Annotated in this window: 17 protein-coding genes and 2 pseudogenes; 15 read left to right on the top strand and 4 right to left on the bottom strand. The window is 68.9% G+C overall.

The genetic code is table 11. The features are described from left to right. Positions 1-477 precede the first annotated feature (477 nt). From ACZ7M2_RS05060 to ACZ7M2_RS05040, 5 genes and pseudogenes are all read left to right on the top strand, one after another. The gene (locus ACZ7M2_RS05060; protein WP_471594161.1) at positions 478-2,124 is read left to right on the top strand and encodes a CYTH and CHAD domain-containing protein; all 1,647 of its coding nucleotides are present in this window, start codon (positions 478-480) and stop codon (positions 2,122-2,124) included. 81 nt (positions 2,125-2,205) lie between these two features. Next, entirely contained in the window at positions 2,206-4,176 is a 1,971-nt protein-coding gene (locus ACZ7M2_RS05055; protein WP_471594160.1) for a TIGR03960 family B12-binding radical SAM protein, read from the top strand. A 390-nt stretch (positions 4,177-4,566) separates the two neighbouring features. Further along, a complete protein-coding gene (locus tag ACZ7M2_RS05050) occupies positions 4,567-5,307 on the top strand; it encodes a hypothetical protein (RefSeq protein ID WP_471594159.1) in 741 nt (246 codons plus the stop codon). Between the two features lie 514 nt (positions 5,308-5,821). Then, positions 5,822-6,532, top strand: coding sequence for an SRPBCC family protein (locus ACZ7M2_RS05045; RefSeq protein ID WP_471594158.1), 711 nt, complete (start codon positions 5,822-5,824; stop codon positions 6,530-6,532). Positions 6,533-6,890: 358 nt separating this feature from the next. Continuing rightward, positions 6,891-7,581 (top strand): annotated as a pseudogene (locus ACZ7M2_RS05040) (alpha/beta fold hydrolase). A 101-nt stretch (positions 7,582-7,682) separates the two neighbouring features. Here ACZ7M2_RS05040 and ACZ7M2_RS05035 read toward each other — a convergent pair. Beyond that, positions 7,683-8,144, bottom strand: coding sequence for a GNAT family N-acetyltransferase (locus ACZ7M2_RS05035; protein ID WP_471594157.1), 462 nt, complete (start codon positions 8,142-8,144; stop codon positions 7,683-7,685). A gap of 256 nt (positions 8,145-8,400) precedes the next feature. Between ACZ7M2_RS05035 and ACZ7M2_RS05030 the strand changes: the two genes are divergently transcribed. From ACZ7M2_RS05030 to ACZ7M2_RS05015, 4 genes are all read left to right on the top strand, one after another. After that, a complete protein-coding gene (locus tag ACZ7M2_RS05030) occupies positions 8,401-9,216 on the top strand; it encodes a S1 RNA-binding domain-containing protein (RefSeq protein ID WP_471594156.1) in 816 nt (271 codons plus the stop codon). A gap of 500 nt (positions 9,217-9,716) precedes the next feature. After that, on the top strand, positions 9,717-10,784 hold the full coding sequence (locus tag ACZ7M2_RS05025) for a DNA polymerase III subunit beta family protein (protein WP_471594155.1): 1,068 nt from the start codon (positions 9,717-9,719) through the stop codon (positions 10,782-10,784). A gap of 101 nt (positions 10,785-10,885) precedes the next feature. Further along, positions 10,886-11,602 carry a hypothetical protein gene (locus ACZ7M2_RS05020; protein WP_471594154.1) on the top strand — a complete coding sequence of 239 codons (717 nt, stop codon included), beginning with the start codon at positions 10,886-10,888 and terminating at the stop codon, positions 11,600-11,602. 838 nt (positions 11,603-12,440) lie between these two features. Beyond that, on the top strand, positions 12,441-13,805 hold the full coding sequence (locus ACZ7M2_RS05015) for a glutamate decarboxylase (RefSeq protein WP_471594153.1): 1,365 nt from the start codon (positions 12,441-12,443) through the stop codon (positions 13,803-13,805). 321 nt (positions 13,806-14,126) lie between these two features. On the opposite strand, the gene ACZ7M2_RS05010 is transcribed toward ACZ7M2_RS05015, so the two are convergent. Further along, positions 14,127-14,597, bottom strand: coding sequence for a VOC family protein (locus ACZ7M2_RS05010; RefSeq protein ID WP_471594152.1), 471 nt, complete (start codon positions 14,595-14,597; stop codon positions 14,127-14,129). Positions 14,598-14,726: 129 nt separating this feature from the next. Continuing rightward, positions 14,727-15,515: an arsenite methyltransferase gene (gene arsM / locus ACZ7M2_RS05005; protein WP_471594151.1), complete on the bottom strand. Its 789-nt coding sequence runs from the start codon at positions 15,513-15,515 to the stop codon at positions 14,727-14,729. 104 nt (positions 15,516-15,619) lie between these two features. Here arsM and ACZ7M2_RS05000 point away from each other — a divergent pair, with 104 nt between their 5' ends. From ACZ7M2_RS05000 to ACZ7M2_RS04985, 4 genes and pseudogenes are all read left to right on the top strand, one after another. Then, entirely contained in the window at positions 15,620-15,997 is a 378-nt protein-coding gene (locus ACZ7M2_RS05000; RefSeq protein ID WP_471594150.1) for an ArsR/SmtB family transcription factor, read from the top strand. 62 nt (positions 15,998-16,059) lie between these two features. Further along, positions 16,060-16,152, top strand: a pseudogene (locus ACZ7M2_RS04995) (aquaporin family protein); the annotation flags it as partial. Between the two features lie 291 nt (positions 16,153-16,443). After that, complete coding sequence (locus ACZ7M2_RS04990; RefSeq protein WP_471594149.1) at positions 16,444-19,080, top strand: amino acid permease; 2,637 nt, start codon at positions 16,444-16,446, stop codon at positions 19,078-19,080. 132 nt (positions 19,081-19,212) lie between these two features. Continuing rightward, positions 19,213-20,316 carry a hypothetical protein gene (locus ACZ7M2_RS04985; RefSeq protein ID WP_471594148.1) on the top strand — a complete coding sequence of 368 codons (1,104 nt, stop codon included), beginning with the start codon at positions 19,213-19,215 and terminating at the stop codon, positions 20,314-20,316. 89 nt (positions 20,317-20,405) lie between these two features. Here the strand turns inward: ACZ7M2_RS04985 and ACZ7M2_RS04980 are convergent, their stop codons facing one another. Then, complete coding sequence (locus tag ACZ7M2_RS04980; protein WP_352046210.1) at positions 20,406-20,990, bottom strand: TerD family protein; 585 nt, start codon at positions 20,988-20,990, stop codon at positions 20,406-20,408. An 839-nt stretch (positions 20,991-21,829) separates the two neighbouring features. Here ACZ7M2_RS04980 and ACZ7M2_RS04975 point away from each other — a divergent pair. After that, entirely contained in the window at positions 21,830-23,026 is a 1,197-nt protein-coding gene (locus tag ACZ7M2_RS04975) for a hypothetical protein (protein WP_471594147.1), read from the top strand. Between the two features lie 48 nt (positions 23,027-23,074). Then, positions 23,075-23,851, top strand: coding sequence for a TIGR03936 family radical SAM-associated protein (locus ACZ7M2_RS04970; protein ID WP_471594146.1), 777 nt, complete (start codon positions 23,075-23,077; stop codon positions 23,849-23,851). The last annotated feature ends 189 nt before the right edge of the window (positions 23,852-24,040 follow it).

Raw genomic sequence — 24,040 nt, 5'->3', positions numbered from 1 at the left:
CCGTCCAACCCACGCACCCCGGTGCGCACCTTTCAGCCCGTCCGGTGTTTGAGAACGAGGCCGTTCAGCCCGTGCCTCGCCCACCCCGCCCATCCCACCCGCCCAGGCCGGCATCCGCAGGCCGGGGCGGGGGTCTGGGGCGCGGCCCGGCGAGGGTCGGGGCCGCAGTCCCGCCGGAGTCCAAGGGCGGCGCTTTGTGGGGGTGCAGGGGGCGGCAGCCCCCGGTGGGGTGCAGGGGCGGGGCTTCGCGGGGTTTGGGGGCGGGGCTCCGCGGGGTCCAGGGAGCGTAGCCCTTGGCGGGGTTCGGGGGCGTAGCCCCGTGGGGGGTTCGGGGGCGTAGCCCCCAGTGGGGTTGAAGGGGCGGAGCCCCTGGGGATGGGACGGGTAGGGGCGGCGGGGGCGAGATCCGGTCGTTCCCAGAGGTCCGGGCAGGGGCTGGTACTGCCATCCCGGCCCGACAGCCACTAGATTCAGTTCATGGCGGACACCAAGCGCGAAATCGAGCGAAAGTACGAGGGTCCCCCGGCCGGCGGCGACGCGCCACTCCCGGACCTGACCGACGTCCCAGGAGTCTCGGGCGTCATCGACAAGGGCGTGGCCGAACTGGACGCCACCTACTACGACACGGCCGACCAGCGGCTCGCCACCGCCTCCCTCACCCTCCGCCGCCGCACCGGCGGCGACGACGCGGGCTGGCACCTCAAACTCCCCGTTTCCGAGGGCGTCCGCGACGAAATCCGCGCCCCGCTCTCCGACACCGTCCCCGAAGACCTGACCGCCCTCGTCCGCTCCCGCATCCGCGAGGCCGAACTCGTCCCCGTCGTACGTCTCCTGTCGGCCCGCGACGTCCGCCACCTCGTCGACGCCTCCGGCACCCTCCTCGCAGAGGTCAGCGTCGACCGCGTCCACGCGGAGCGCCTCAGCGGCGGTGCGGGCAGCGCGGAATGGACCGAGATCGAGGTGGAACTCGCCGACGACGGCGATCCGGCCTTCCTCGACAAGGTCGAGAAGAGGCTCCGCAAGGCGGGCATCAAACGCTCCGCCTCCGCGTCCAAACTGGCCAAGGCACTCGACGACACGGCCCCCCGCAAGCCGGGGAAGCCGGAGAAGGCAGGCAAGCGGGAGAAGGCAGGCAAGGCGGAGACGGCAGGCAAGCCGGAGAAGGCAGGCAAGGCGGCGGCGACCGACAAGGTCGCTGACGCGTCGAAAGCGACGACGACGGCCGCGAAGCCCGAACCCCCCGATTCGCCCCCGCACACCGCCGGCGGCCACATCCTCACCTACGTCCGCGCGCAGCGCGACGCGATCGTCGAGCTGGACCCCGCCGTCCGCCGCGACGTGCCCGACTCCGTGCACCGTATGCGCGTAGCCACCCGCCGCCTCCGCAGCACCTTCCGCTCGTTCGGCAAGATCCTCGACCGCACCGTCACCGACCCGGTCGGCGTCGAGCTGAAGTGGCTCGCCGCCGAGCTGGGCGTCGACCGCGACCAGGAGGTCCTCACCGAGCACCTGACGGCGGCGCTCGACGACCTCCCGTCCGACCTGGTCACGGGCCCCGTCCAGGCCCGTCTGAGCACCTGGTCGGGGGCCCGCCGCTCCGGCTCCCGGCAGCGCCTGATCGCCGTACTGGACGGCAAGCGCTATCTGGACCTGCTGACGACGCTGGACACGCTGGTGGCCGGCCCGCCCCTGCGGGAGGCCGCCTCGAAGAAGCCCGAGAAGGTGATCGCCAAGGCCGTACGGAAGGATTTCAAGAAGGTCGCCGACCTGGTCGGCGAGGCCCTGGAACTGCCGCCCGGCTCCGAGCGCGACCTCGCGATGCACGACGCGCGCAAGAAGGCCAAGCGCACGCGCTACGCGGCCGAGGCGGCCACCCCCGCCCTCGGCATAGCCTCCGCCGACCTGGTCAAGTCGATGAAGTCCCTGCAGACGCTGCTGGGCGACCACCAGGACAGCGTGATGGTCCGCGGGGCCCTGCGGGAGGTGGCGACCGAGGCGCACGAGGCGGGCGAGAACGCGTTCACGTACGGGGTGCTGTACGGCCGCGCGGAGCAGCGCGCGGCGGCGGTGGAGGCGGCGCTGCCGGGGGAGTGGGAGGCGATCGAGGACAAGGGCGCCGTCTGAGGCGGACGGGAGCCGGCTCCGGTCGCGTTAGGCTGGATGGTCACCCCTGTCAGTACCTCCCAGCTCACGAAGGTTCGCGAGATGCCTGCCGAAGCCGCTGTATCGGTGTTTCCACAGCTCGAAGCTCTGCTCCCGCATGTGCAGAAGCCGATCCAGTACGTCGGCGGAGAGCTCAACTCCACGGTCAAGGCCTGGGACGCCTGTGACGTCCGCTGGGCGCTGATGTACCCGGACGCGTACGAGGTCGGGCTGCCCAACCAGGGCGTCATGATCCTTTACGAGGTGCTGAACGAGCGCGAGGGCGTCCTCGCCGAGCGCACGTACAGCGTCTGGCCGGACCTGGAGGAGCTGATGCGCGAGCACCGGGTCCCCCAGTTCACGGTGGACAGTCACCGCCCGGTGAAGGCCTTCGACGTCTTCGGTCTGTCCTTCTCCACGGAGCTGGGCTACACGAACATGCTGACGGCCCTGGACCTGGCCGGGATTCCGCTGGAGTCCAAGGACCGCACCCTCGACGACCCGATCGTCCTGGCCGGCGGCCACGCGGCGTTCAACCCCGAGCCGATCGCCGACTTCATCGACGCGGCGATCATCGGTGACGGCGAGCAGGCCGTGCTCGACATGACGGAGATCATCCGGGCCTGGAAGGCGGAGGGCCGCCCGGGTGGCCGCGAGGAGGTCCTCTTCCGCCTGGCGAAGACGGGCAACGTCTACATCCCGGCGTTCTACGACGTCGAGTACCTCGCCGACGGCCGTATCGCCCGTGTCGTGCCCAACAAGTCGGGTGTGCCGTGGCGTGTGTCCAAGCACACGGTCATGGACCTCGACGAGTGGCCGTACCCCAAGCAGCCGCTGGTCCCCCTGGCCGAGACGGTCCACGAGCGGATGTCGGTGGAGATCTTCCGCGGTTGCACGCGGGGCTGCCGCTTCTGCCAGGCGGGCATGATCACCCGCCCGGTGCGCGAGCGCTCGATCACGGGCATCGGCGAGATGGTGGAGAAGGGCCTGAAGGCGACGGGCTTCGAGGAGGTCGGCCTGTTGTCCCTCTCCTCGGCCGACCATTCGGAGATCGGCGACATCGCCAAGGGCCTGGCCGACCGCTACGAGGAGGACAAGATCGGTCTGTCCCTCCCCTCGACCCGTGTGGACGCCTTCAACGTCGACCTGGCGAACGAGCTGACGAGGAACGGCCGTCGCTCCGGTCTGACCTTCGCGCCGGAGGGCGGCTCCGAGCGCATGCGCAAGGTCATCAACAAGATGGTCTCGGAGGAGGACCTCATCCGGACCGTCTCCACGGCGTACGGCAACGGCTGGCGCCAGGTGAAGCTGTACTTCATGTGCGGCCTGCCGACGGAGACGGACGAGGACGTCCTGCAGATCGCCGACATGGCGATGAACGTGATCGCCGAGGGCCGCAAGGTCTCCGGCCAGAACGACATCCGCTGCACGGTGTCGATCGGCGGCTTCGTTCCCAAGCCGCACACCCCGTTCCAGTGGGCGCCCCAGCTCTCCGCCGAGGAGACGGACGCGCGCCTGGAGAAGCTCCGCGACAAGATCCGCGGTGACAAGAAGTACGGCCGCTCCATCGGCTTCCGCTACCACGACGGCAAGCCCGGCATCGTCGAGGGCCTGCTCTCCCGCGGTGACCGCCGCATCGGCGCCGTCATCCGCGCGGTCTACGAGGACGGCGGCCGCTTCGACGGCTGGCGCGAGCACTTCTCGTACGACCGCTGGATGGCCTGCGCCGAGAAGACCCTCCCGGCCTTCGGCGTGGACGTCGACTGGTACACGACCCGCGAGAAGACCTACGAAGAGGTCCTTCCCTGGGACCACCTCGACTCCGGCCTCGACAAGGACTGGCTCTGGGAGGACTGGCAGGACGCCCTCGACGAGACGGAGGTCGAGGACTGCCGCTGGACCCCGTGCTTCGACTGTGGCGTCTGCCCGCAGATGGATACGGCCATACAAATCGGCCCGACCGGCAAGAAGCTGCTGCCTCTGACGGTCAAGAACGCGGGTCCGACGCCGGCATCGAGCGGTCACTCTCACTGACGTGAGCGGGGCACTCGATCGAGTGATTGAGGCGCTGGCGGGGGCTAGCGAGGACGAGGTGACGGCGGCACTGTCCGCGGCTGGCGTCTCGTCCCCTCGCCCGTCCGCGCCGTCGACACCCTCTCGGACCCCGCTGCCGGGCCCTGAGGCTTCGCTGCACATCGTTTCCGAGGTGGAGTGGGTCTGAGGTTCGAATCGGCTTCTGCGTGACTGTGTGTCGTGAGCCCCCTTTCTCACCGGGAAGGGGGCTCGTTGACGTCTGGCGGCACGTGAGTTCGTGGGCTTGACGCTGCGGAGTGCCCCGCCGCGGTGGCTGGCCCGCTGAGACGGCGATCCGATGAGATGGCAGTCGGATGGGTGGGTGAAATCCCAGGGCTTACGCTCCCGGGCATGACCAAGTTCTACGCCACTGTGTGTCTGCCGCCGGCCGCGCCCCGGAAGGTTCCGCAGGCTGTAGCTGCCATCATGGCGCCCTACAACGCCAACCTCACCGAGGAATGGAATCCGGTCGGCCACTGGGACTGGTGGGCCATCCACTCCAGCCCGGGCAATGCCTACCTCGTATTGCCTCAGCACGACGGTGACCGCAGGCTCGTCACCGCCTCAACGGTGCCGCGCAGGAAGGCCAAGCTCGATGGCCTCGGGCCGCTGGAATGCTATGGCGGGCCTCGGGGTCTGCTCGACTTCGACGGTATGCGGGAACGAGCGGCGCGCGCGCATGACGCCCTGCTCACCGCTTGGACCGGGCTGACCGCGATACATCCGCCAGCTCGCCCGCTCGCCGACTTCCTCGCTCGCCACGAGGCCGATCCTGAGAGGTACTCCGCGGCAGACGCCAGGGAGGAGCATCTGGCCCAGCCACTGGTGCAGGACGTGGCCCAGAGGGCCGTCGCGGGAGACCCGCACTTTGATACGTCGTTCCTGCTCAACGACCCAGTCGCCTACTTCGCGCAGGAACATGAGGAAGCCCGGCTGTGGTCGGTCCGGTGCGCCGTGCCCGGCTTCGCCCTGGTCACCCTTGATGGCACGTGGATGGACGCGGACACAGACGGCCACTGGGAACAGGCCAACCGCTATCTCGACGCCCTCGACGCCGAGGCCGTCGTCCTCGACCTGCTCTGTCACTCTTGAGTCGTCAGTCCGGCCGTCCCGCGGCTGCGTGGCGGGACCCCAATGATCGCCCGGACAGGTTCTAGGTGCGCAGACTCAGGGCGACTCGGCGACAACAAGGCAGCACGAGCGCGCACTTGCTGCGGCGCACCGCTTCGTAGCTCATTCCACCCACCGCCCAACCGTGATTGAGGCGCTGGCGGGGGCGAACGAGGAGGAGGTGGCCGCTGCGCTGTCTGCGCTCGGTATTTCGCGTCCTCGCCCGCCAGCGCCGGTGGCGTCTTCCCGGACGCCGCCGCCGGGTCCCAGGAAGGCCTCGGGGGTCGTCTCCGAGGTGGAGTGGGTCTAGGGCTGCTCCCGGCTCGCACGTGACTGTGGCTGGCTAAGCGCCCTTCCCTGCCAGGAAGGGGCCTCACCGAAGAGCTGGCGGCCGCGGTGCGGCAGGTGGTCGAGCGCTACGACTGTGCCGACGGTCGCCCGTACTGGATGGTTGCCCTCGGACACCCGGCTCCCGCGGTGACACAAGGAGAATCGGATGAGTGACGACACACGGCCGCGGATCGAGGTCACGATCGCGGCGCCCGTGGACGTGGTGTGGGACGCGTTGCGGGACAAGGACAAGATCCGCCACTGGTTCGGCTGGGACTACGACGGCCTGGACGGCGAGATCGACCTGATCTTCTTCACCGAGACCGTGGAGGATGCCTCCACACGCACGTTGAGACTGCACGGCGGGGACGAATTCAGTCTCGAACCGCACGGCGAGGGCACCCGGGTCACGCTCACCCGCGTCCTACGCGGTGACAACCCGGACCTGGACGCCTACTACGAGGACGTCACCGAAGGCTGGATCACCTTCGTGCACCAGCTGCGGTTCGCCGTCGAGCGCCGCCCCGGCGCCGTCCGCCGCACACTCAGTTTCGTGGGCAGCAACGACAACGCGGTGCACCTCATCAGCGCACTAGATCTCGCACACATCGCCGCGGGCACACCGTTCCAGGTGAATCTGCTCGGCGAGGACGTCAAAGGCGAGATGTGGTACCGCTCCGACCACCAACTCGGCATCACCGTCCACACCTGGGGCAACGGTCTGCTCATCGTGTCCAGCATGGCCGCGACACCCGACAAGCCGAACGGCGCGGCCATGGCGATCCTGAGCACCTATCACCTCGACGACACCCACCTGGCCGACCTCGAATCCCGCTGGCGGACCTGGTGGACGGAACGCTTCCCAGGTGGCGAATAACCCCCGTCAGCCGCGCACACACGAAGATCGACCGCGGGCGCGGGCGAGTGCGGGTGGCTACCTGCCCGCAGATGGACACGGCCGTACGAATCGGCCCGACCGGCAAGAAGCTGCTGCCTCTGACGGTCAAGAACGCGACGACGGCGCCGGCATCGAGCGGTCACGCGCACTGACGTGAGCGGGGCACTCGATCGGGTGATTGAGGCGCTGGCGGGGGCTAGTGCTGTGACCGCGTAGGTTCGCCGGATTGGGTTGGGTCGAGCCGTTTTCAAAGATCGGACTCTGACCAGAGCCCGGTGTCAGAGCCTCCCGATAACGTGCCGGCAACCAGATCCGACTCTTCTCCGGGAGAACCACCGTGGACATCGTGCTCATCGCTGGCTTGTGGCTCGACGGATCCGCCTGGGACGACGTCGTGCCCGAACTCACCGCGCTCGGCCACCATCCCGTGCCGCTCACCCTCCCGGGCCAGGGCGACGGCGCCGCCTCCGCGACGCTTGACGACCAGCTGGAAGCAGTGCTTGCCGCGGTTGACGCGGCGCCCGCAAAGCCGCTGGTGGTAGGGCACTCCGCAGCATCGACCCTGGCCTGGCTGGCCGCCGACGCGCGACCGGAGAAGGTGGCCAAGGTCGCCCCGATCGGCGGCTTCCCCGCCGCCGATGGGCGGGCCTACGCCGATCACTTCGCGATCGAGGGCGGCGCCATGCCCTTCCCTGGCTGGGATCCCTTCGAGGGCGCGGACGCCGCCGACCTGGACCAGCAGACCCGCGACCGCGTCGCGTCCGCCGCGGTTCCTGTCCCCGAGGCGGTCGCCAGGGGAGTCGTACGCCTGGCCAACGAGCGCCGCTTCGACGTCCCCGTTGTGGTTGTATGCCCCGAGTTCACCCCTGCCCAGGCCAAGGAGTGGATCGCCGCCGGTGAGAGTCCTGAGCTCGCCCGTGCTGCCCACCTTCAGTACGTGGACCTCGACTCGGGCCACTGGCCACTGGCCGATGGCCACCCGCCCCCGCGAACTCGCCCGCGTCCTGGCGGAGGCCGCCAACTCCTAGCGGTGCCGGGTTGGGCGGTCAGGCCACCACTGACATCGGCCGGCCGCCCCAGCGGATTTCCCCTGCGGACGGCCGCGTGACCGATCTTCTCAGCGGGGGGCCTACTCGTGAGGCTGCCAGGTGTAGCGGACGTCCGGCTCATGTTCCTCGTTGCGCAGTCCGTCGGTGTGCTCGACTGCGATGAAACCGTGCCGCTCGTAGAACCGTTGGGCTGGTCCGTTGACCTGGAACGTCCACAGTCCCAGTCCATCGGGCCGCTGCTGCTTGGCCAAGTCCATGAACCGGTCGCCTACACCCCGACCGCGCCAGGACGGATCTAGGTAGAGCTGTTCGAGTTCCTCGCCATCGAGTACCAGGAGCCCGATCACGGAGCCCTCGGCGACGGCTACCCAGGTCTCGTACTGCGGCACGACCACGTAGGAAAACCAGTTCCGCACCTCTTCGTCGCCGTGCGCGCGGCGCACGGTCGGCAGCGCAGCGGTGAAGGAACGCAGCCAAACGCCGGCAATGTCGGCCGCATCAGAGTCATCCGCACGCCGAAACACAAGCTCAGTACTGTTCACAGCGCGCGACTATCGCAGATGAGTGATCTTGACGCATCCGTATTTCGAGAGCGCTGTCCTCCCGGCGAACCTATGCGGTCAGAGCACTAGCGAGGAGGAGGTGGCGGCGTTGATGGCTGCGGCGAGTGTTCCGCGTCCGCGTCGACCGGTGCTGTCAGCCTCCTCTCGTACGCCTTTGCCCGTGCTGGGGAGTAGCGCAGACATTCAGTCGGAGGTGGAGTGGGTTTAGCGATCTCTCCGTGAGAGCCTTCGCGGTATGGGGGATGCGGCGGCTGGACGGACCGTCCGAAAGTTTCTGGCGGCGATCCGTGTCGGTGACGTCTGCCACGGGACGGTCGCTGCGGTTTCTCGGTCTGAGATATCGGTGATCCTGGACGGCTTCACCGCCCAGCCGCTCGGGACGGTGTGGCCGTTGGACGGTTCCTGGCGTCGGCGCTTCGCCGACATCGCTGTGGTCGGGCAGAGGATCACCGGTGAGGTGACTGCTGTGGATCTGGACGCGGGCCGGGTGAGGCTGTCGACGGCGGCCACTGAGAACCCGGAGCTCTGGGCGTTCCTCAAGCGGCTTCGTCGTGGTGAGCTCTTGGTCGGCACGGTGGCGGCGATCGAGCGGTTCGGCGTCTTCGTGGCATTGGATGAGGGCCCTGAGCATCCGGTGTATCCCGGCGTCGGCTTCATCACCTATCCCGAGCTGTCCTGGCGTCGTTTCGAGGCGGCGTCCGATGTCGTTGAGGTCGGGGAGCGGGTGTCGTGCGAGTTCTTGCAGTTCGACACGTGGAACGGGGAGGCGCGGCTGTCCCTGCGGGCGATGCAGCCGGACCCTTTCTTGGCGTTCGCCGAAGGCATCGTGGTGGGCCAAAGACTGAGCGGGCGGGTGACCAAGCTGGTTCCGTTCGGCGTCTTCGTACAGGTCGCCGATGGCCTTGAGGGCCTGGTGCATCTCTCTGAGCTGGGCTCGGTGCCCGTGGCGGCGCCAGAGGATGTCGTACAGATCGGCGATCAGTTGACGGTCGTCGTCACGGACATCGACCTAGAGCGACGCCGACTGTCGCTTTCTCGGCGGCAAGCCTGAACGGTTGCGGTTCGGGCCGTGCCTGCAGATGGATACTTGGCCACAAGTAAGTAACAGCGGGAAGAAGTTGCTGCCGTTGACGGTCAAGAAAGGATGCGACCAGCAGCGGACACAGCCACTGAGGTGAGTGAGTCTCTGGCGCGGATTGCTGATGCCCTGGCGGGGCGAGCGAGAACGACATAGCCGCTGCTCCGGCGGCTGTCGGCGTCTCCGGGCGTCAGCAGTCGACACCGCAGCCCAGGCCTCAAACGCCCTTGCCGGGGCCTGGAGGTTCTTCGGACATCCACTCAGTGGTGGAGTGGTCTGAGTTCGCTGCGGGCCTCCCTGTTATCTTCTGAGCCCCTTCCCTGATCGGAGGGGGCTCAGTGTTTTTGCGCCCTCGACAATGACTGCGGTTCGGCCCTATCTGCCGATACGAGGCCTGCGTGCGAAATCCGCTCGGGAGCCGGGTTGACCCTCGACCTTGTTTAGGGGCCAAAGTGCTGGGTGTGGAGGACGACATGCGCAGCATTGGCGAGATGGCCCGCGACAGCGGCCTGGGCGTGAGTGCCCTGCGGTTCTACGACCGTGCCGGTGTGTTGGTCCCGGCCTGGGTGGATCCGGTGAGCGGTTACCGGTGGTACGAACCCGAGCAGTTCGAAGAGGCCCGGGTGTTGGCCCGCTTGCGCCGGGCCGGGATGCCGCTGGCGGACATCCGGCTGGTGCTGGCGAGCTGGTCCGGCGCGGACACCGACCTGGTCCGGAAACTGCTCAAGGCACACGTGTGCCGTCTCGAACAAGGGCTGTCCGATGCCCGCAGGGAGTTCTCCGTGCTCCGAGCACTACTCGATCACCGGGAGAATGTGATGACTTCGCTCCGTACCGCCACCGTCCAGCTGTCCATCGCCGCGCCCGAGCTGGCAGGCGCGCTGGACACGGTTCGCTTCGCGGTGAGTACCGACCCGGAACTGCCGATGCTCGGCGGGGTCCTGTTCGACATCGAGGGCGAGTGCCTCCATGTCGTGGCCACCGACCGGTACCGAATGGCTGTCGCGCAGGCCGACATCGGCGGGCACGACGGGAGCCGAGTGCAGGTCATCGTGCCCACCCCGCTCGCCGACGCAATGCGGGCGCTGTTGGACAGCGAGGGACCCGTGCGGCTCTCCGGCGACGGTGACCGCGTGACACTGGAGGTCGGGGACAGACAGGCGGCCGGTCAGTGCCTCGACCACGACTTCCCCGACTACCGCCGTCTGCTCTCCGTGGCCGGCGGACGCCGCACCCTCGTCGAGGTGGCGGCCTTTCGGAAGGCCCTGGAGACCGGTCCTGTCCGCTGCGGCGAGGCCGGAGCGCATGACCTCAGTGTGCTCAGCGTGGAGGGCGGCGGCACGGTCACCCTCTGCACTGACGGTGACGACGACCCGAACCGCGTCGCAGTCAACCGTGAGTTCCTGCTGGACGCGCTGGCCGCCGGAGCCAGGGACCGACTGATTCTGGAGCTCGGTGCCCCCACGGCACCGATCGCGATCCGTCGACCCGACGACGAGGGCACCTTCTCGATCCTGATGCCGGTCCGTCTGGAGGACTGACGGTACGTTCACCCCAGACGGCTGACCTGAAGCAAGTTCTCGCGAGAAGGGTGCTGACCGGGCCCTGGCCCACACGCGGCTTGCAGGCCACACTTGGGGCCGTGACGATCAATGGTGCCAGCGGTGCTATCGACCCCTGGGCGCTTCTCCTGGAGACGGACTGGAACAGCGTCAACCACTGTTGCCCCAACGTAGCCCCGGCGACCCCCGTCATTCTGGCCGGGCTACTGGATGACGACGAGGGTGTTCAGCGAAGCGCCGTACACACCCTCGGTCAGGCCGTGACCCACCAGAACAGCATCTATGGCGCCACCGCCCCGGCCGCTCGCTTCGTCATCGCCATCCTTGGCCACCCACGAACGATGACCTCGGGGGTCTACTTCCACGACGAGCGCCGTCGGCCCATGCGCGCGGCACTCCTGCAATGGCTGGGTGACCTCGCTGATGACGCGACGTACGACGAAGACGGCCCGGGAGAACCTGACGATGTCGCCGCGGTGCGTGCCATCCTTCCCCTGACCTACGAAGCCGCGCGGCCGTACCTTGCTGATGCTGACCTTCTGATCCGGGAAGCTGCGGTGCACGCAGCTGCGATGACGCTCGCCGCCCCTGAATTGGCTGTACATATTCCGGAGTTCGTGCCCCTGGTACGCGGCACGCTCAGCACCAGCGAGTACCGGGGTTACCGATACCTCGCCAAGCGGTGCCTCGTGACCTGGGGTGCAGAGCCCGGCCCGCTACCCGACCCACGGATCTCGGGTTCCAAACCGATGGATCGCCCCTGGACGGACGGCTACTCCGACGACCCGCCCTTCTGACCCCAGGGGGTGTCGTGAAGCATCGGGCGTCACCGACGACAGTTCCGCCGAACTGGTCCCCCTCTGTCCAGGACAGGGAAATGCTCCGAGAACGGTAGCTGGCGGTCCGACGTGAGTATGGATGGCTCCCTGCCCGCAGATGGATACCAGCATCCAGATCGGCCCGACGGGCAAGAAGCTCCTGCCGCTGACCGTCAAGAACGCCGCACCGGCCCCCGCAGGGACCGGTCACACGCACTGAGGCGGGCGCGGGACTCGATCGGGTGATCGAGTCCCTGGCGGGGCGAGCGAGGACGAGGTGGCTGCCGCGCTGGTTGCGGCCGGCGCTTCCGGCCCTCGCCCGTTTGCACTGGTGGCAGTTTGGGCTGCCATGCGACCGAGACCAGTTGAGCCCCCTTCCTTGGTTTGGGAGGGGGCTCGTTGGCGTTCGCCGGCGTGTGGGACGGTGGCTTGGTCGATGGTGGACGGGATGGGAGCAGGCGCCTCGTCCCAGTGGGATAGAAGTTTCTCTACGGCGCGGGCGCGCATGCGGGTGCAGCTGGAAATTCATCCGCGGGCCGAGGAGGTGCCTCCGGCAGGAAGGCACTCGGACTCCGGGATGGACGGGGCGCCGTTCGCGAGTGCCTGCCGAATCGTGGCGAGCGTCGTGGGCTCCCCTCTCGACCACCTTCGCCCCAGGCAGAGCCGAGTAGACACGGCACTGGGCTTCCAGGTCGTTCGTACAGTGGCGCGCTCCACCTGGACGCCCGGCGCCGCGCCCAGCCGGTTCGGAGCCTCGCTGGTCTGCGTCGGCGTGTCCCTCGCCGAGGCGGGCATCGGCTGCTGTTTGAATCGTCATATGACTAAGCGTGACAGCGCGGCCCTGTTCGGCAACCGATTCTTGACCGCGCCCGCTCCCTCGGAGACCTTCCCCGTGGAAGGCATGGCTGCGACGGACGCAATGAGGTTGCTGGACGTGGACCTCGCCATGGAGGGTGACCCGCAGCGCAACCTCGCCACGTTTGTCACCACTTGGATGGAGCCGGAGGCGCAACGGATCATCGCCGAGAATCTCCACCGCAATTTCATCGACCATGCGGAGTACCCGATTTCCGCCGAGATCGAACAGCGTTGCGTGCGCATGCTCGCCGACCTCTTCAACGCGCCGGGCAAGACGACCGGATGTCGAACCCAGGGCTCGTCCGAGGCGATCATGCTCGGGGCGCTGTCGCTGAAGTGGAAGTGGCGGGAGCGCCGCAAGGCGGCCAATCTGTCGGCCGACCGACCCAACTTGATCTTCGGCGGGGACGTCCACGTCGTGTGGGAGAAGTTCTGCCGCTACTTCGACGTCGAGCCGCGGATCGTGCCGCTCGCCGAGGGCAAGTACACGATCGGCCCGGAGGACGTGGAGCCTCGCCTCGACGAGAACACGATCGGCGTCGTCGCCGTCCTCGGCACCACGTTCACCGGCCACAAGGACGACGTCGTCGGGATCGACAAGCTCCTGCGGGACGTCCGCAAGGAGCGGGACCTTGACATCCCGATCCACGTTGACGGAGCCAGCGGCGCATTCGTGTGGCCCTTCCTCTACCCGGACTCGAAATGGGACTTCCGGCTCGAGCAGGTCCGTTCGATCAACGTCTCGGGACACAAGTACGGCCTGGTCTACCCCGGCATCGGCTGGCTGGTCTTCCGCGAGGAGTCCGACCTGCCCAAGGACCTCGTGTTCCACGAGAACTACTTGGGGAAGACCGACGCGACGTTCACGCTGAACTTCTCCACCGGCGCGTCTATGGTGCTCGCGCAGTACTACAACTTCGTCCGGCTCGGTCGCCAGGGCTACACCTACGTCATGAAGATGTTGCAGGAGAACGCCCACGTGTTGGCGGACAACCTGCGTAGCGGCGGCCGCTTCGAAGTGATCGGGAGCGACCTCGAGCAGCTGCCGCTGGTCGCTTTCCGTCTCGTCGGCCAGCACGCCTACGACGAGTCCGATGTCGCCTGGCAACTCTCGGCCGAGCGCGGCTGGATGGTGCCGGCGTACACGCTCCCGCCCAACGCGGAGCGGGTGAAGATCATGCGTGCCCTGGTCAAGGAGACCCTGAGCCGCGAGCAGATCGATCGCCTGAGCCAGGACATCGCCGACGCGTGTCGCACTTTGGACGACAAGGGTGCGACCCATGGGAGCGAGCGGGCCCAGGTCAAGCGCGGCACCGGCTACTGACTGCCGCTGACGGTCAAGAACGCCGCACCGGCCCCCGCAGGGACCGGTCACACGCACTGAGGTGAGCGAGGCACTCGACACCGGGTGGCTGAGGCGCCGGCCGCGGTCGTCGCTTCGCCCCCTCGCCCGTCGGCGCCGCCGGCGTCCTCCCGGACGCCGCTGCCGGGTTCTGGCAGCGCCCTGCACATCGGCTCCGAGGCGGAGTGGATCAGCCGAACCTCGACTTTCTCCAAGAGGCAGGCACAGAGTGCAAGAGGTCAGAACCGTCGTCGCTGGGGCGGTCGGCCGCACGACGACGGCGCAAGGGCGGAACGCGATGGATCAGGCCGGGGTGTCGGCGTCCTGCACGGAGGCCGCGAACGCCTCGGGGCCCTGCTCCGCCGCCGCCGGGTCCATCCACATGACCTGCCAGCCGTGGCCGTCGAGGTCGAAGAAGCTGCGTGAGTACATGAAGCCGTAGTCCTCGGCGCCATCCGCTTCGGAGCCGCCCGCCGCGAGCGCAGCGGCGCTGACCGTGTCGACCTCGTCACGGGACGACACGCTGAAGCAGTACAGCGCCAGCGTGTGCGTGGTGGGATCGGCCATCGGCAGTTTCGCGAACTCGGCGAACTTCTCGCGGCTGAGCAGCATGACGAAGGCGTGCTCGCCGACCAGCATGCAGGCGGCGGTCTCGTCGGTGAACTTCGGGTTGAAGCTGAACCCGAGCTTGGCGAAGAACGCCTTGCTGCGATCGAGGTCCGCTACGGGGATGTTCACGAACAGCATGCGGCCGGGGTGTGCGGGATTGGTCATGGTGGGGCTCCAGTCGGTGGCTCGATGGCGTACGTCCTGGTAGACCGGCGCAGCCGGCGGAACTCATCGGTGGATCTCGGCCAGATCGCAGTCGCAGCGTTGATCAAGTCCACAGCCACAGCCCGCCGCCTAGGGCATCCGCTCAGTGGTGGAGTGGGCCTGCGTCTCGGTCGGGGGCTTGGTGGCGCGGACGATGGCGGAGTGCATGCCGTCGGCCACGGGGTGCGTGGGGGTGATCTCGACGTTCACGAACCCTGCCGCCTCAAGACCTTCGCGGTACTCGGTGAACGACAGGGCCCCCGCGATGCAACCGACGTAGTCGCCACGCTCGGCGCGCTGGGTGGGGGAGAGGGCGTCGTCGGCGACGACGTCGGAGACGCCGATGCGGCGGTTGGGGGTCAGGACGCGGAACGTCTCGGCGAAAACCGCCGCCTTGTCGGTCGACAGGTTGATCACACAGTTGGAGATCACCACGTCGATGGTGCCCGCGGGGAGCGGGATCGCCTCGATGGTGCCCTTGAGGAACTCGACGTTCGTCGCGCCCGCCTTCTTCGCGTTGGTGAGGGCCAGGGCGAGCATCTCGTCGGTCATGTCGAGGCCGTACGCCCTCCCCGTGGGGCCGACGCGACGGGCGGAGAGCAGGACGTCGATGCCGCCGCCGGAACCGAGGTCGAGGACGCGTTCGCCTTCGTGGAGATCGGCCACGGCGGGCGGGTTGCCGCAGCCGAGTGAGGCGGCGACGGCTTCGGCGGGCAGAGCGTCACGCTCGTCGGCGGCGTAGAGGGCGGGGCCGAAGTTCTCGTCGACCTCGACCGGCTGCGGTCCGCAACACGCGGTGCCACCTTCGGTCACCTTCACGGCCGCGGAGGCGTATCGCCGGCGGACGGCCTCGCGCAGTTCGGTGGACTGCTCGCGCATGGCTGACTCCTGGATGACGGGGTATGGCGCGCCCCGGAACGGCTTGTATTGACGTTCGTTGATGCAACCTTGCGTCTTGTATCGAAGAACGTCAACATAGAGGTATGTCGAAACAGGAGCTTGAGGTGCTCGGCCAGGACGCGGACGGCGCCTGCTGCCAGGGACTGGCCTCCGCTCCGCTGGCCGAGGACCGGGCCGTCGAACTGGCGAAGGTGTTCAAGGCGCTGGGCGACCCGGTCCGGCTGCGGCTGCTCTCGATGATCGCTTCGCGGGAGGGTGGCGAGGTGTGCGTGTGCGAGCTGACGCCCGCGTTCGAGCTGTCGCAGCCGACGATCTCCCACCATCTCAAGCTGCTTCGGCAGGCCGGACTCATCGACTGCGAGCGTCGTGGGACCTGGGTCTACTACTGGGTGCTGCCCGGCGTGCTGGACCGGCTGGGCGCGTTCCTGACCGCTCCTGAGTCCGTCGGGGTGACCGCGTGAGCGCTTCGCTCGGTCGGTGCGTGGTGCGTGGTGCGTGGTGCGTGGTGGCCGAGCTGGTCGGGATGGCCGCGCTGGTCGGGGTGGTCGCGGTGGTGGTCGGCTCGGGTATCCGGAGGACGGAGCTGTCACGGGACGTCGGCGTGCAGGTGCCGGCGGGCGTCCGGCGTCGTGATCACCATGGGGTGCGGCGAAGCGTGACGGTCGAGAACGCCGCACCGACCCCCGCGGGGGGCGGTCACACGCGCTGAGATGGGCGCCGGAATCGATCAGGTGATCGATTTCCTGGCGGTGCCCAGAGATGCCTCGGGCCTCCGCTCAGAGGTACCTCGGGCCTCCGCTCAGCGGTGGACTTTCACTCACTGGTGGACTGGGTCCGAGTCCGGTTCGCGCCTTATTGCTGCCCCTGCGCTGTTGCGGAGGGCAGTGACCCGGCGTTGGAATCAAGTGTGAGGCACTTTGGCGGCGCCGAGTCCGCCGGCCGCCCAGCTCCCGGGACGGGGTCCGGCCGGAAAGGGCTCAAGAACGACGCCCTGGGCATTTTCTCCTCGGTGGCCATGGGCCTGGCCTCCACCGGCCCGGCGTTCAGCCTTGCCGCCACGCTGGGCGTCATCGTGGCCGGGGTCGGACTGCAGGCCCCGATCGTCACCATGCTGGCGTTCATCCCGATGCTGCTGGTCGCGTACGCCTTCCGGGAGCTGAACGCGAGCAACGCCGACTGCGGGACCACCTTCACCTGGGCCACCCGCGCCTTCGGACCGCGCATCGGCTGGATGGGCGGCTGGGGCCTCATCGTCGCCAACATCATCGTCATGGCGAGCCTCGCCGAGGTCGCCGCCGCCTACGGCTTCCGGCTGGTGGGTCTGAACGGACTGGCGGAGAACCGGCTGTGGACCACCGTGGCGGGCATCGCCTGGATCGCCGTGCTGACCGCGATCTGCTACGTCGGCATCGAGTTCTCGGCGGCTGTCCAGCGCTGGCTGCTGTGCCTGGAAGTGGTGATGCTGATCCTGTTCGCCGTCGCCGCACTGGTCAAGGTCTACACCGACCCGCCCCCGACGGCGATCCACGTTTCCGCCTCCTGGTTCAACCCGTTCGCGGTGCCCTCGGCAACGGCGCTGACCTCGGGCATCCTTGCGGGGGTCTTCATCTACTGGGGCTGGGACACCGCGTTCGCGGTCAACGAGGAAACCGTCGACAGCACGTGCGTCCCCGGGCGCGCGGCGGTCCTGTCCACCGTGCTGCTCCTGATCATGTACGGGCTGGTGTCCACTTCGGCGCAGGCGTTCGCGGGAGTCGGCACCGCGGGCATCGGGCTCGGCAACACGCACAACTCGAACGACGTGTTCTCCGGACTGGGCGAGGCCGTGTTCGGGAGCGACGACACGGGGCTGTTCCTGTCGAGACTGCTGATCCTGATGGTGCTGACCTCGGCGTTGGCCTCCGCCGAGACGACCATCCTGCCCCTGGCCAGGACCGTCTTCTCCATGGCGGTCCACAAGGCCGTCCCCGCCCGGTTCGCCCGGGTCCACCGCAGGTTTCTCACCCCGACCTGGGGAACCGTCGGCATGGGCGCGGTGTCGGTCGCCCTGCTGGTCCTGCTGACGTCGTTCAGCCATAACGTCCTGGCCGACTCGATCGACGCGGTCGGCCTCGCGATCGCGTTCCAGTACGGACTGACCGGCTTCGCCTGCGTCTGGTACCACCGCAAGGTTCTCACCCGCAGCGCCAGGGACCTGGTCTTCAAGGGGGTGTTGCCGGGGCTCGGCGGGCTGATCATGCTCCTGCTGTTCCTCTACGCCGCCTTCGTCGTCTATGCGGACCCCGGATACGGCATGACCAGCGTCGACCCGCCGCTGATCGGGAGGACGGGCGGGGTCACCGTCCTGGGCCTGGGCGCCCTGCTGCTCGGTCTCCTGCTGATGCCGATGGTCACCCGTGGCCATGCCGTGGCCCTCAAACTCCAGCGGAGCCTGCTGCCGGGCCGCCTGCCGCCGCACGCCGCCGTTGACGCGGCGAGCCGCTACCAGCCCGCCGACAACGGGTCCGGGGTGGGCGGCGACTGGTACGACCTCATCCCCCTGTCCGGCACCCGGGTCGGTCTGGTCGTCGGGGACGTGCTCGGTCACGGCCTGCGCGCCGCGGCCACCATGGGCCGCTTGCGCACAGGTGTGCGCGTGCTGGCCCGGCTGGACCTGAGCCCGGACGAGCTCCTGTCCCGCCTGGACGACCTGGTCGAGCAGACCGCGCACGAGCGCGGGGACGGCCAAGGCCCGGGCCACCTGAGGCCGAAGGCCGACGAGGCCCTGGGCGTGACCTGCCTGTACGCGGTGTACGACCCCGTCTCGGGGAAGTGCAGTCTGGCGCGGGCCGGGGAGTCGGTCCTGGTGGTCGTCGAGCCGCACACGGGTGCCGTCGACCATCCGGAGCTGCCCCCCGGACCGCCGCTGGGAATCGGTGGCCTGCCCTACCAGAGCACGGATCTGGAGCTCCCGCCGGGCAGTCTCCTCGCCCTCTTCACGGGCGGCCTCCTCCAGGCGGCCGACAACCGTGCCGCCGGACTCGCGCAGCTGTCCCATATCCTCGCCGACTGCCGGGCGTCCCTGGAAGTGCTGTGCGACCGGGCGGTGACCACCCTGCTGCCCGGGGCCGTGGACGAGGACGCGACGCTGCTCGTCGCCCGCACCCGCCTGCTCGACCGGAACCAGTTCACCCAGTGGGAGCTGCCCTCGGACCCGGCGGCGGTGGCCACCATCCGCACCGCCGTCAGCAAGCAGCTCCGCGACTGGGGGCTGGACGACCTGACGTTCGCCAGCGAGCTCATCGTCAGCGAACTGGTCACCAACGCCATCCGCTACGTCGGCGGCCCGATCCAGGTACGCCTCATCCGCGACCGGACCCTGATCTGCGAAGTCTCCGACACCGGCCACACCACACCCAATCTGCGGCACGCCGCCAACGACGACGAGGGAGGCCGGGGGCTGTTCATCATCGCCCAGATGACCCGCCACTGGGGCACGCGCTACACACCCACCGGCAAGACGATCTGGACCGAGCAGGACCTGCCGCCGGAGGACGGCCGGTAGCACCGCCCGAGGTCCGAACAGACCGCGTCGGCGCCGGTCGGTCACAGACCCCACCAGGCCGATCACCGGGGCGGCCGTAACGGAAAGGGCAAGATCGCGCGAGGCGTGATCGACTTGCCTACCCTGCCTGGCATGGGCGGGATCGATGTGGCCAACGGAGTTGTGGGCGCCGTACTCGGGATGCTGTGCGCGGTGCTGTTCCAGCAACCGTTGCAGGACGGCTGGTTCAGGCTGCGTGCTCGCTCCACCCGCGCGGTGCGCGGCCTGCGGCAGCGGGAGGAGTCCAGTCCCGCGTGGAGGACCTTCTCCCTCGGCCCTCTGCACACGTCCGCCCTGATCGTCGAAGGGCACGGCGAGTCGTCCATACCCGCCGAAGCCGTCCATGTCCAAGTGCTCGACGCGGAGATCGAGCTGCCCTCGGACATGGACGGCTGGCGGGCCGAGATCGAGGGGGAGAGTGAGCGTCTGCGGGTGGAGGGGCGGACTCCGTTGTGGAACGGCCCCCGTTACGCGGTCGAGTCGTTCGGCGTCTCACGCACCGCTCTCGAAGAGCAACCCGTAGTCCACCTGAGGCTCCGCCCGACGGACTACTACACCTTTCTCGCCGCTCAGCAGCTCGACCGCCGACTGGCCGACGGGACAACCCCTCGTTCCCGGTATCTCACGCCGGACGATCCGCTGCGGGCACCCGCGTTTCTGCAGTGCAGCTTCGCTGTGAACGTGGCGGTGGTGACCAGCGACGACCTGCTGGTCGTCAGTCAGCGCAGTGACCGGGTCCGGATGGCCCCGGGTGTCTGGAACTCCTCGGTCAACGAAGGCATGTCGCGGCACATCGACTCGTCCGGCAGGAACGCCCCCGACGTGCATGCGGTGGCCCGGCGCGGCATGCGGGAGGAGCTGTCCCTCGAACCCCACGAGTACGCACTCGATCTGCTTGCCTTTGTGCTGGACGTCGACAAGCGCCACTGGAGCGCCCACTTCCACGCCAGGCTGAAGGACTTGACCCGAGAAGACCTGCAAGCGCGTATGAGCCGAGGGGTCGCGGACCGATGGGAGCATCAGACCATCGACTACGTGCCTTTCCGTCCTGCGGCAGTGGTCACGTACATGCTGCGCGCGGACCGGATCCACCGCTGGGCCCCTCTTGCGCCCGCCCTGTTCCATCTCGCCCTGGTCCATGTCTACGGCCGCACGCCCGTCGAGAGGGCGGAGGCGCAGGTCGTCCGGCGTATGTAGTACCCGGGGTCCTACAGGGGCCCCGGGTACCTCGTCCTACGTACTGATGGCGGACTACGACTGACGACGGACTACGTACTGACGGCCGACTACTTGCTGACGGCGAAGCGCATCAGGGCGTGCTCGTCACCCTGCTTGATCTTCCCCGTCACGTTGATGACCTCGAGCTTCCAGCTGCCGTCGACCCGAACGGCCTTGGCCACGGCGCACCCGTTGTCCTGGGTGAGCATGCTCGGCCAGATGTCGGCGACCTGCTGAGTGGTGCCGCCGGTCGCGTCGTACACCTTGAAGCTGATGTTGCGGGCCTTCTGGAAGGAGCTGCCCTTCTTGAAGGCGGCGGCGATGAACACGATCGACGTGATGTTGGACGGTATGCGGGCGAACTCGACCGTCAACGTCTCGTCGTCGCCCTCCCCGCGCCCGGTCTGGTTGTCACCGCTGTGCACCAGGGAACCGTTGCCCATGGGGTCGAGCGAGTCGAGGCCCGCCAGGCGCACCGGGTCCATGTTCTGCATCGCGATGGCGATCAGGTCCAGGTCGGTGCCCGTCTTGCGGCGGAGTACGCCCATCACTCCTCCGCTGCTGCCCGCGGTGGGATCCCAGGACACTCCGATGGACAGATGGGTGACTCCGTCCAGATCCGCCGGGCCGTCTTCTTTGGTGAGCGTAATCATGCGTGGATCATCCTCTTGGAGACGGGACTGCGACAGGCAAAGTGTGCATGGAGTTCCCGGCGTTCCTTCGGCAGGGGTCCCTTCATAAGCGGACAAGGAGACACATGAGGCACTGATCGCCGACTGGTGCGTGTGATCACTGCTGGTTGTGGGCCGATGCGGTGCAGTGCAGGGCGCGTTCCAGAGGGAGTTGGCGCGCGGCCGGCACGAGCAGCGGGCGGTCTGTCGGCAGCAGTGGGAGGCCGAGGTGCGGCGGAGGAGCGGGGAGTTGGAGGCCCGGGTGGCCTCCGTGCGGGGCTTGCCGGCCGTCGGGTGCCCGCGTTCAGGGTCGCCATGCTCACCCGTTCCCAGCGGGTCGAGCCCTTCGCTCCGGGGCCGCCGGCGCAGCCGACGCCCATGCCTGATCCGAACCACCACCAGGTCCAGGGCGGTTGAGGGCTCGGTGCCGCCCGTCGCGCCCAGGCGCGACGCGGCCCTGGCCCGCCGCTCCCCCTGCCGGCTCTCCGGCGGCCGGCAGCAGCGCGTCGGTGTCGCCCGCGCACTCGCGGCCGACCCAGGCGGACGCGCGTCCGCTTCGAGCGTGACCGGGGGCCGCGCAGGCGGCGGCCGACACGACGCCGCCGTGTCCGAGATGACGGCGGGGCTCAGCGAGGGCCTGGTCTTCGAGCCGCGGCTCGTGATCACGCCGGTGCTTCTCGCCGAGGGAATGACGGTCTTCTCCGATCTTCCCCGACGGCGGCGCGCCGGGCGGAACGGCGCGAACGCCAGGAGTTTCGACGCGAGCGCAACCGGCCTCAGAGGCGTGCATCCAGATGGTGCCCTGACGCGTCTACGTCGGTATGGACCTGGAAAAGTCGCCTGCTGAGCGACCCGCAGCACCGGCCGAGGGGTGCCTCACGGTCGCGATCCGCCTGCCCGTGCGGATCGTCGTCCTCGTGCTCGTCGTGCCCGTGCGCATGCTGTGGGACGCCCTGGTGGTCGGCGGAAGGTTTCTGCGGGACACCGTGCTGCGTCCCGTGGGGCGGATGTTGCAGTGGGTCGCCTGGGCGGTGTTCGTCTGGCCGTGGGTGACGCTGTGGCGGTACGCCGTGGTGCCGCTCGGCAAGGCGCTGGCGTGGCTCGGGTACGTGCTGCTCGTCGTGCCCGCCGTGTGGATGTACGAGACGGTGCTCACGCCGGTCGGACACGCGATCGCCTGGGTGGCGCGGGGCGTCGGCGCCGGGTTCACCTGGGTCTTCCGCGGTCTCGGCGCCGGGTTCGCCTGGGTGCTCCGTGGCATCGGCGCCGTACTCACCTGGCTGTACGCCCGGGTGCTGACCCCTGTCGGGCGGGCCGTCGCCTGGCTGCTCAGGGGCCTGGGGCTCGGGTTCGGGGCGGTAGCGCTCGGGGCGTACCGGGTCGTGGCCTGGCTGGTCCGCCATCTGATCGTCGTACCGGCACTGTGGTTGTACGAGTGGATCCTCGCCCCCGTCGGACGGGCGATCGCCTGGGCGGCGCGCGGACTCGGGTGGCTCGTACGGATGATCTTCACCGGGATCGGCGCCGCGCTCCACTGGACCCTGCGCGTCCTGCTCGTGCTGCCCGCGCACGCCCTGTGGCGCTGGGTGCTCGTGCCGGTCGGACGGGTCCTCGCCGTCGTCGCGCGGGAGGTCGGGGACGCACTCGGACACGCCTGGCGGGTGGCCGGACACCTTTCGCTCGCTGTCGGCCGGTTCCTCGGACGACTCTTCCGGTGGATCTTCGTGGAGCCCGTGCGCTGGGTGTACCGCAGTGTGCTGACGCCGGTCGGACACGTCGTCCGGGACACGGTCCTGCGGCCCGCCGCCGAGGCCGCGCGCGGCGTGGGCCGCGTGACACGGCAGGCCCTGGCCACCGCCCGCGAGTCGGCGCGGCAGACCCGCGCGGACATCCGCCGCATGCTCTTCGGCACGCCCCGGGAGCCCGAGCGGGTGCCCCTGACGAAGCACCGGCGGGAACCGGGAGCCGCCGGGACACGTACTCTAGGTAGCAGTACGACCGCTCTCACGAAGGACTGAACGACACTGGGCAAGCGACAGCCCGAAGGCCCGCCGCCCGCACCCGCGGTGCAGCGCATCCGACTGCGCTACACCAAGCGCGGCCGCCTCCGGTTCACCAGCCACCGTGACTTCCAGCGCGCCTTCGAGCGTGCGTTGCGCCGTGCCGAGGTGCCGATGGCGTACTCGGCGGGGTTCACACCGCATCCGAAGGTGTCGTACGCCAATGCCGCACCCACCGGCACAGGCAGCGAGGCGGAGTACCTGGAGATCGCGCTCACCCAGACGCGTGACCCTCAGAAGCTGCGTGAGCTCCTCGACGAGTCGCTGCCCGACGGGCTCGACATCATCGAGGCGGTCGAGGCCCGTACCTCGGGTCTCGCCGACCGGCTCACCGCGTCCGTGTGGGAGCTGCGCCTCGACGGCGTGGCGCCCGAGGACGCGGAGCGCGCGGTCGACGCCTTCAAGTCGGCCGACACGGTCGAGGTCCAGCGCAGGACCAAGAACGGGATGCGCACCTTCGACGCCCGCGGTGCCGTGGCGAGCCTCGAGGCGCACAGTCCGCAGGCTGATAGGCCGACCGACCAGCCCTGTGCGATACTGCGCCTGGTTGTTCGGCACGTGACGCCTGCCGTACGACCCGACGACGTCCTGTCCGGTCTTCGCGCCGTGGCCGACCTGGCGCCGCCGGTCGCCGCAGCGGTGACCAGGCTGGCGCAGGGGCTGTTCGATGAAGAGACCGGCACGGTGACCGACCCGCTCGCGCCCGACCGCGAGGCAGTCACGGCCGCCCCAGCCGATCGCACAGGGGCCGCCGAAACTGCCGCCGCGAAGGCGTCGGCGTAAGGAAGGTCCCGCGTAAGGACGGACGTCGTAGCGCCGCCCTCGGATCCGGGAGCCACCTGGGTCGGGCAGCGCACCGACCAGAAGACTTTCGCCAGGCCGTACGCACACATGGCGTACGGAACCGGCGAGACAGGACACAGAGAGCTCCCGTGCGGCGCCCGCGCCCCGGACGGCGGCACCGCGCATCGC

This window comes from Streptomyces sp. NPDC111507, assembly GCF_055638955.1.
The sequence above is the reverse complement of the archived record's forward strand: the minus strand, read 5'-3'. Positions and strand labels throughout refer to the sequence as shown.

Bases quoted from the DNA above. Each gene is read 5' to 3' on its own strand.
- ACZ7M2_RS05000 (WP_471594150.1), top strand. From the start codon at position 15,620: ATGTCGAAACAGGAGCTTGAGGTGCTCGGCCAGGACGCGGACGGCGCC.
- ACZ7M2_RS05025 (WP_471594155.1), top strand. From the start codon at position 9,717: ATGCGCAGCATTGGCGAGATGGCCCGCGACAGCGGCCTGGGCGTGAGT.
- ACZ7M2_RS05055 (WP_471594160.1), top strand. From the start codon at position 2,206: ATGCCTGCCGAAGCCGCTGTATCGGTGTTTCCACAGCTCGAAGCTCTG.
- ACZ7M2_RS04985 (WP_471594148.1), top strand. From the start codon at position 19,213: ATGGGCGGGATCGATGTGGCCAACGGAGTTGTGGGCGCCGTACTCGGG.
- ACZ7M2_RS05010 (WP_471594152.1), bottom strand. From the start codon at position 14,597: ATGACCAATCCCGCACACCCCGGCCGCATGCTGTTCGTGAACATCCCC.
- ACZ7M2_RS05030 (WP_471594156.1), top strand. From the start codon at position 8,401: ATGGGGGATGCGGCGGCTGGACGGACCGTCCGAAAGTTTCTGGCGGCG.
- ACZ7M2_RS04980 (WP_352046210.1), bottom strand. From the start codon at position 20,990: ATGATTACGCTCACCAAAGAAGACGGCCCGGCGGATCTGGACGGAGTC.
- ACZ7M2_RS05050 (WP_471594159.1), top strand. From the start codon at position 4,567: ATGACCAAGTTCTACGCCACTGTGTGTCTGCCGCCGGCCGCGCCCCGG.
- arsM (WP_471594151.1), bottom strand. From the start codon at position 15,515: ATGCGCGAGCAGTCCACCGAACTGCGCGAGGCCGTCCGCCGGCGATAC.
- ACZ7M2_RS05015 (WP_471594153.1), top strand. From the start codon at position 12,441: ATGACTAAGCGTGACAGCGCGGCCCTGTTCGGCAACCGATTCTTGACC.
- ACZ7M2_RS05060 (WP_471594161.1), top strand. From the start codon at position 478: ATGGCGGACACCAAGCGCGAAATCGAGCGAAAGTACGAGGGTCCCCCG.
- ACZ7M2_RS05045 (WP_471594158.1), top strand. From the start codon at position 5,822: ATGAGTGACGACACACGGCCGCGGATCGAGGTCACGATCGCGGCGCCC.
- ACZ7M2_RS04975 (WP_471594147.1), top strand. From the start codon at position 21,830: ATGGACCTGGAAAAGTCGCCTGCTGAGCGACCCGCAGCACCGGCCGAG.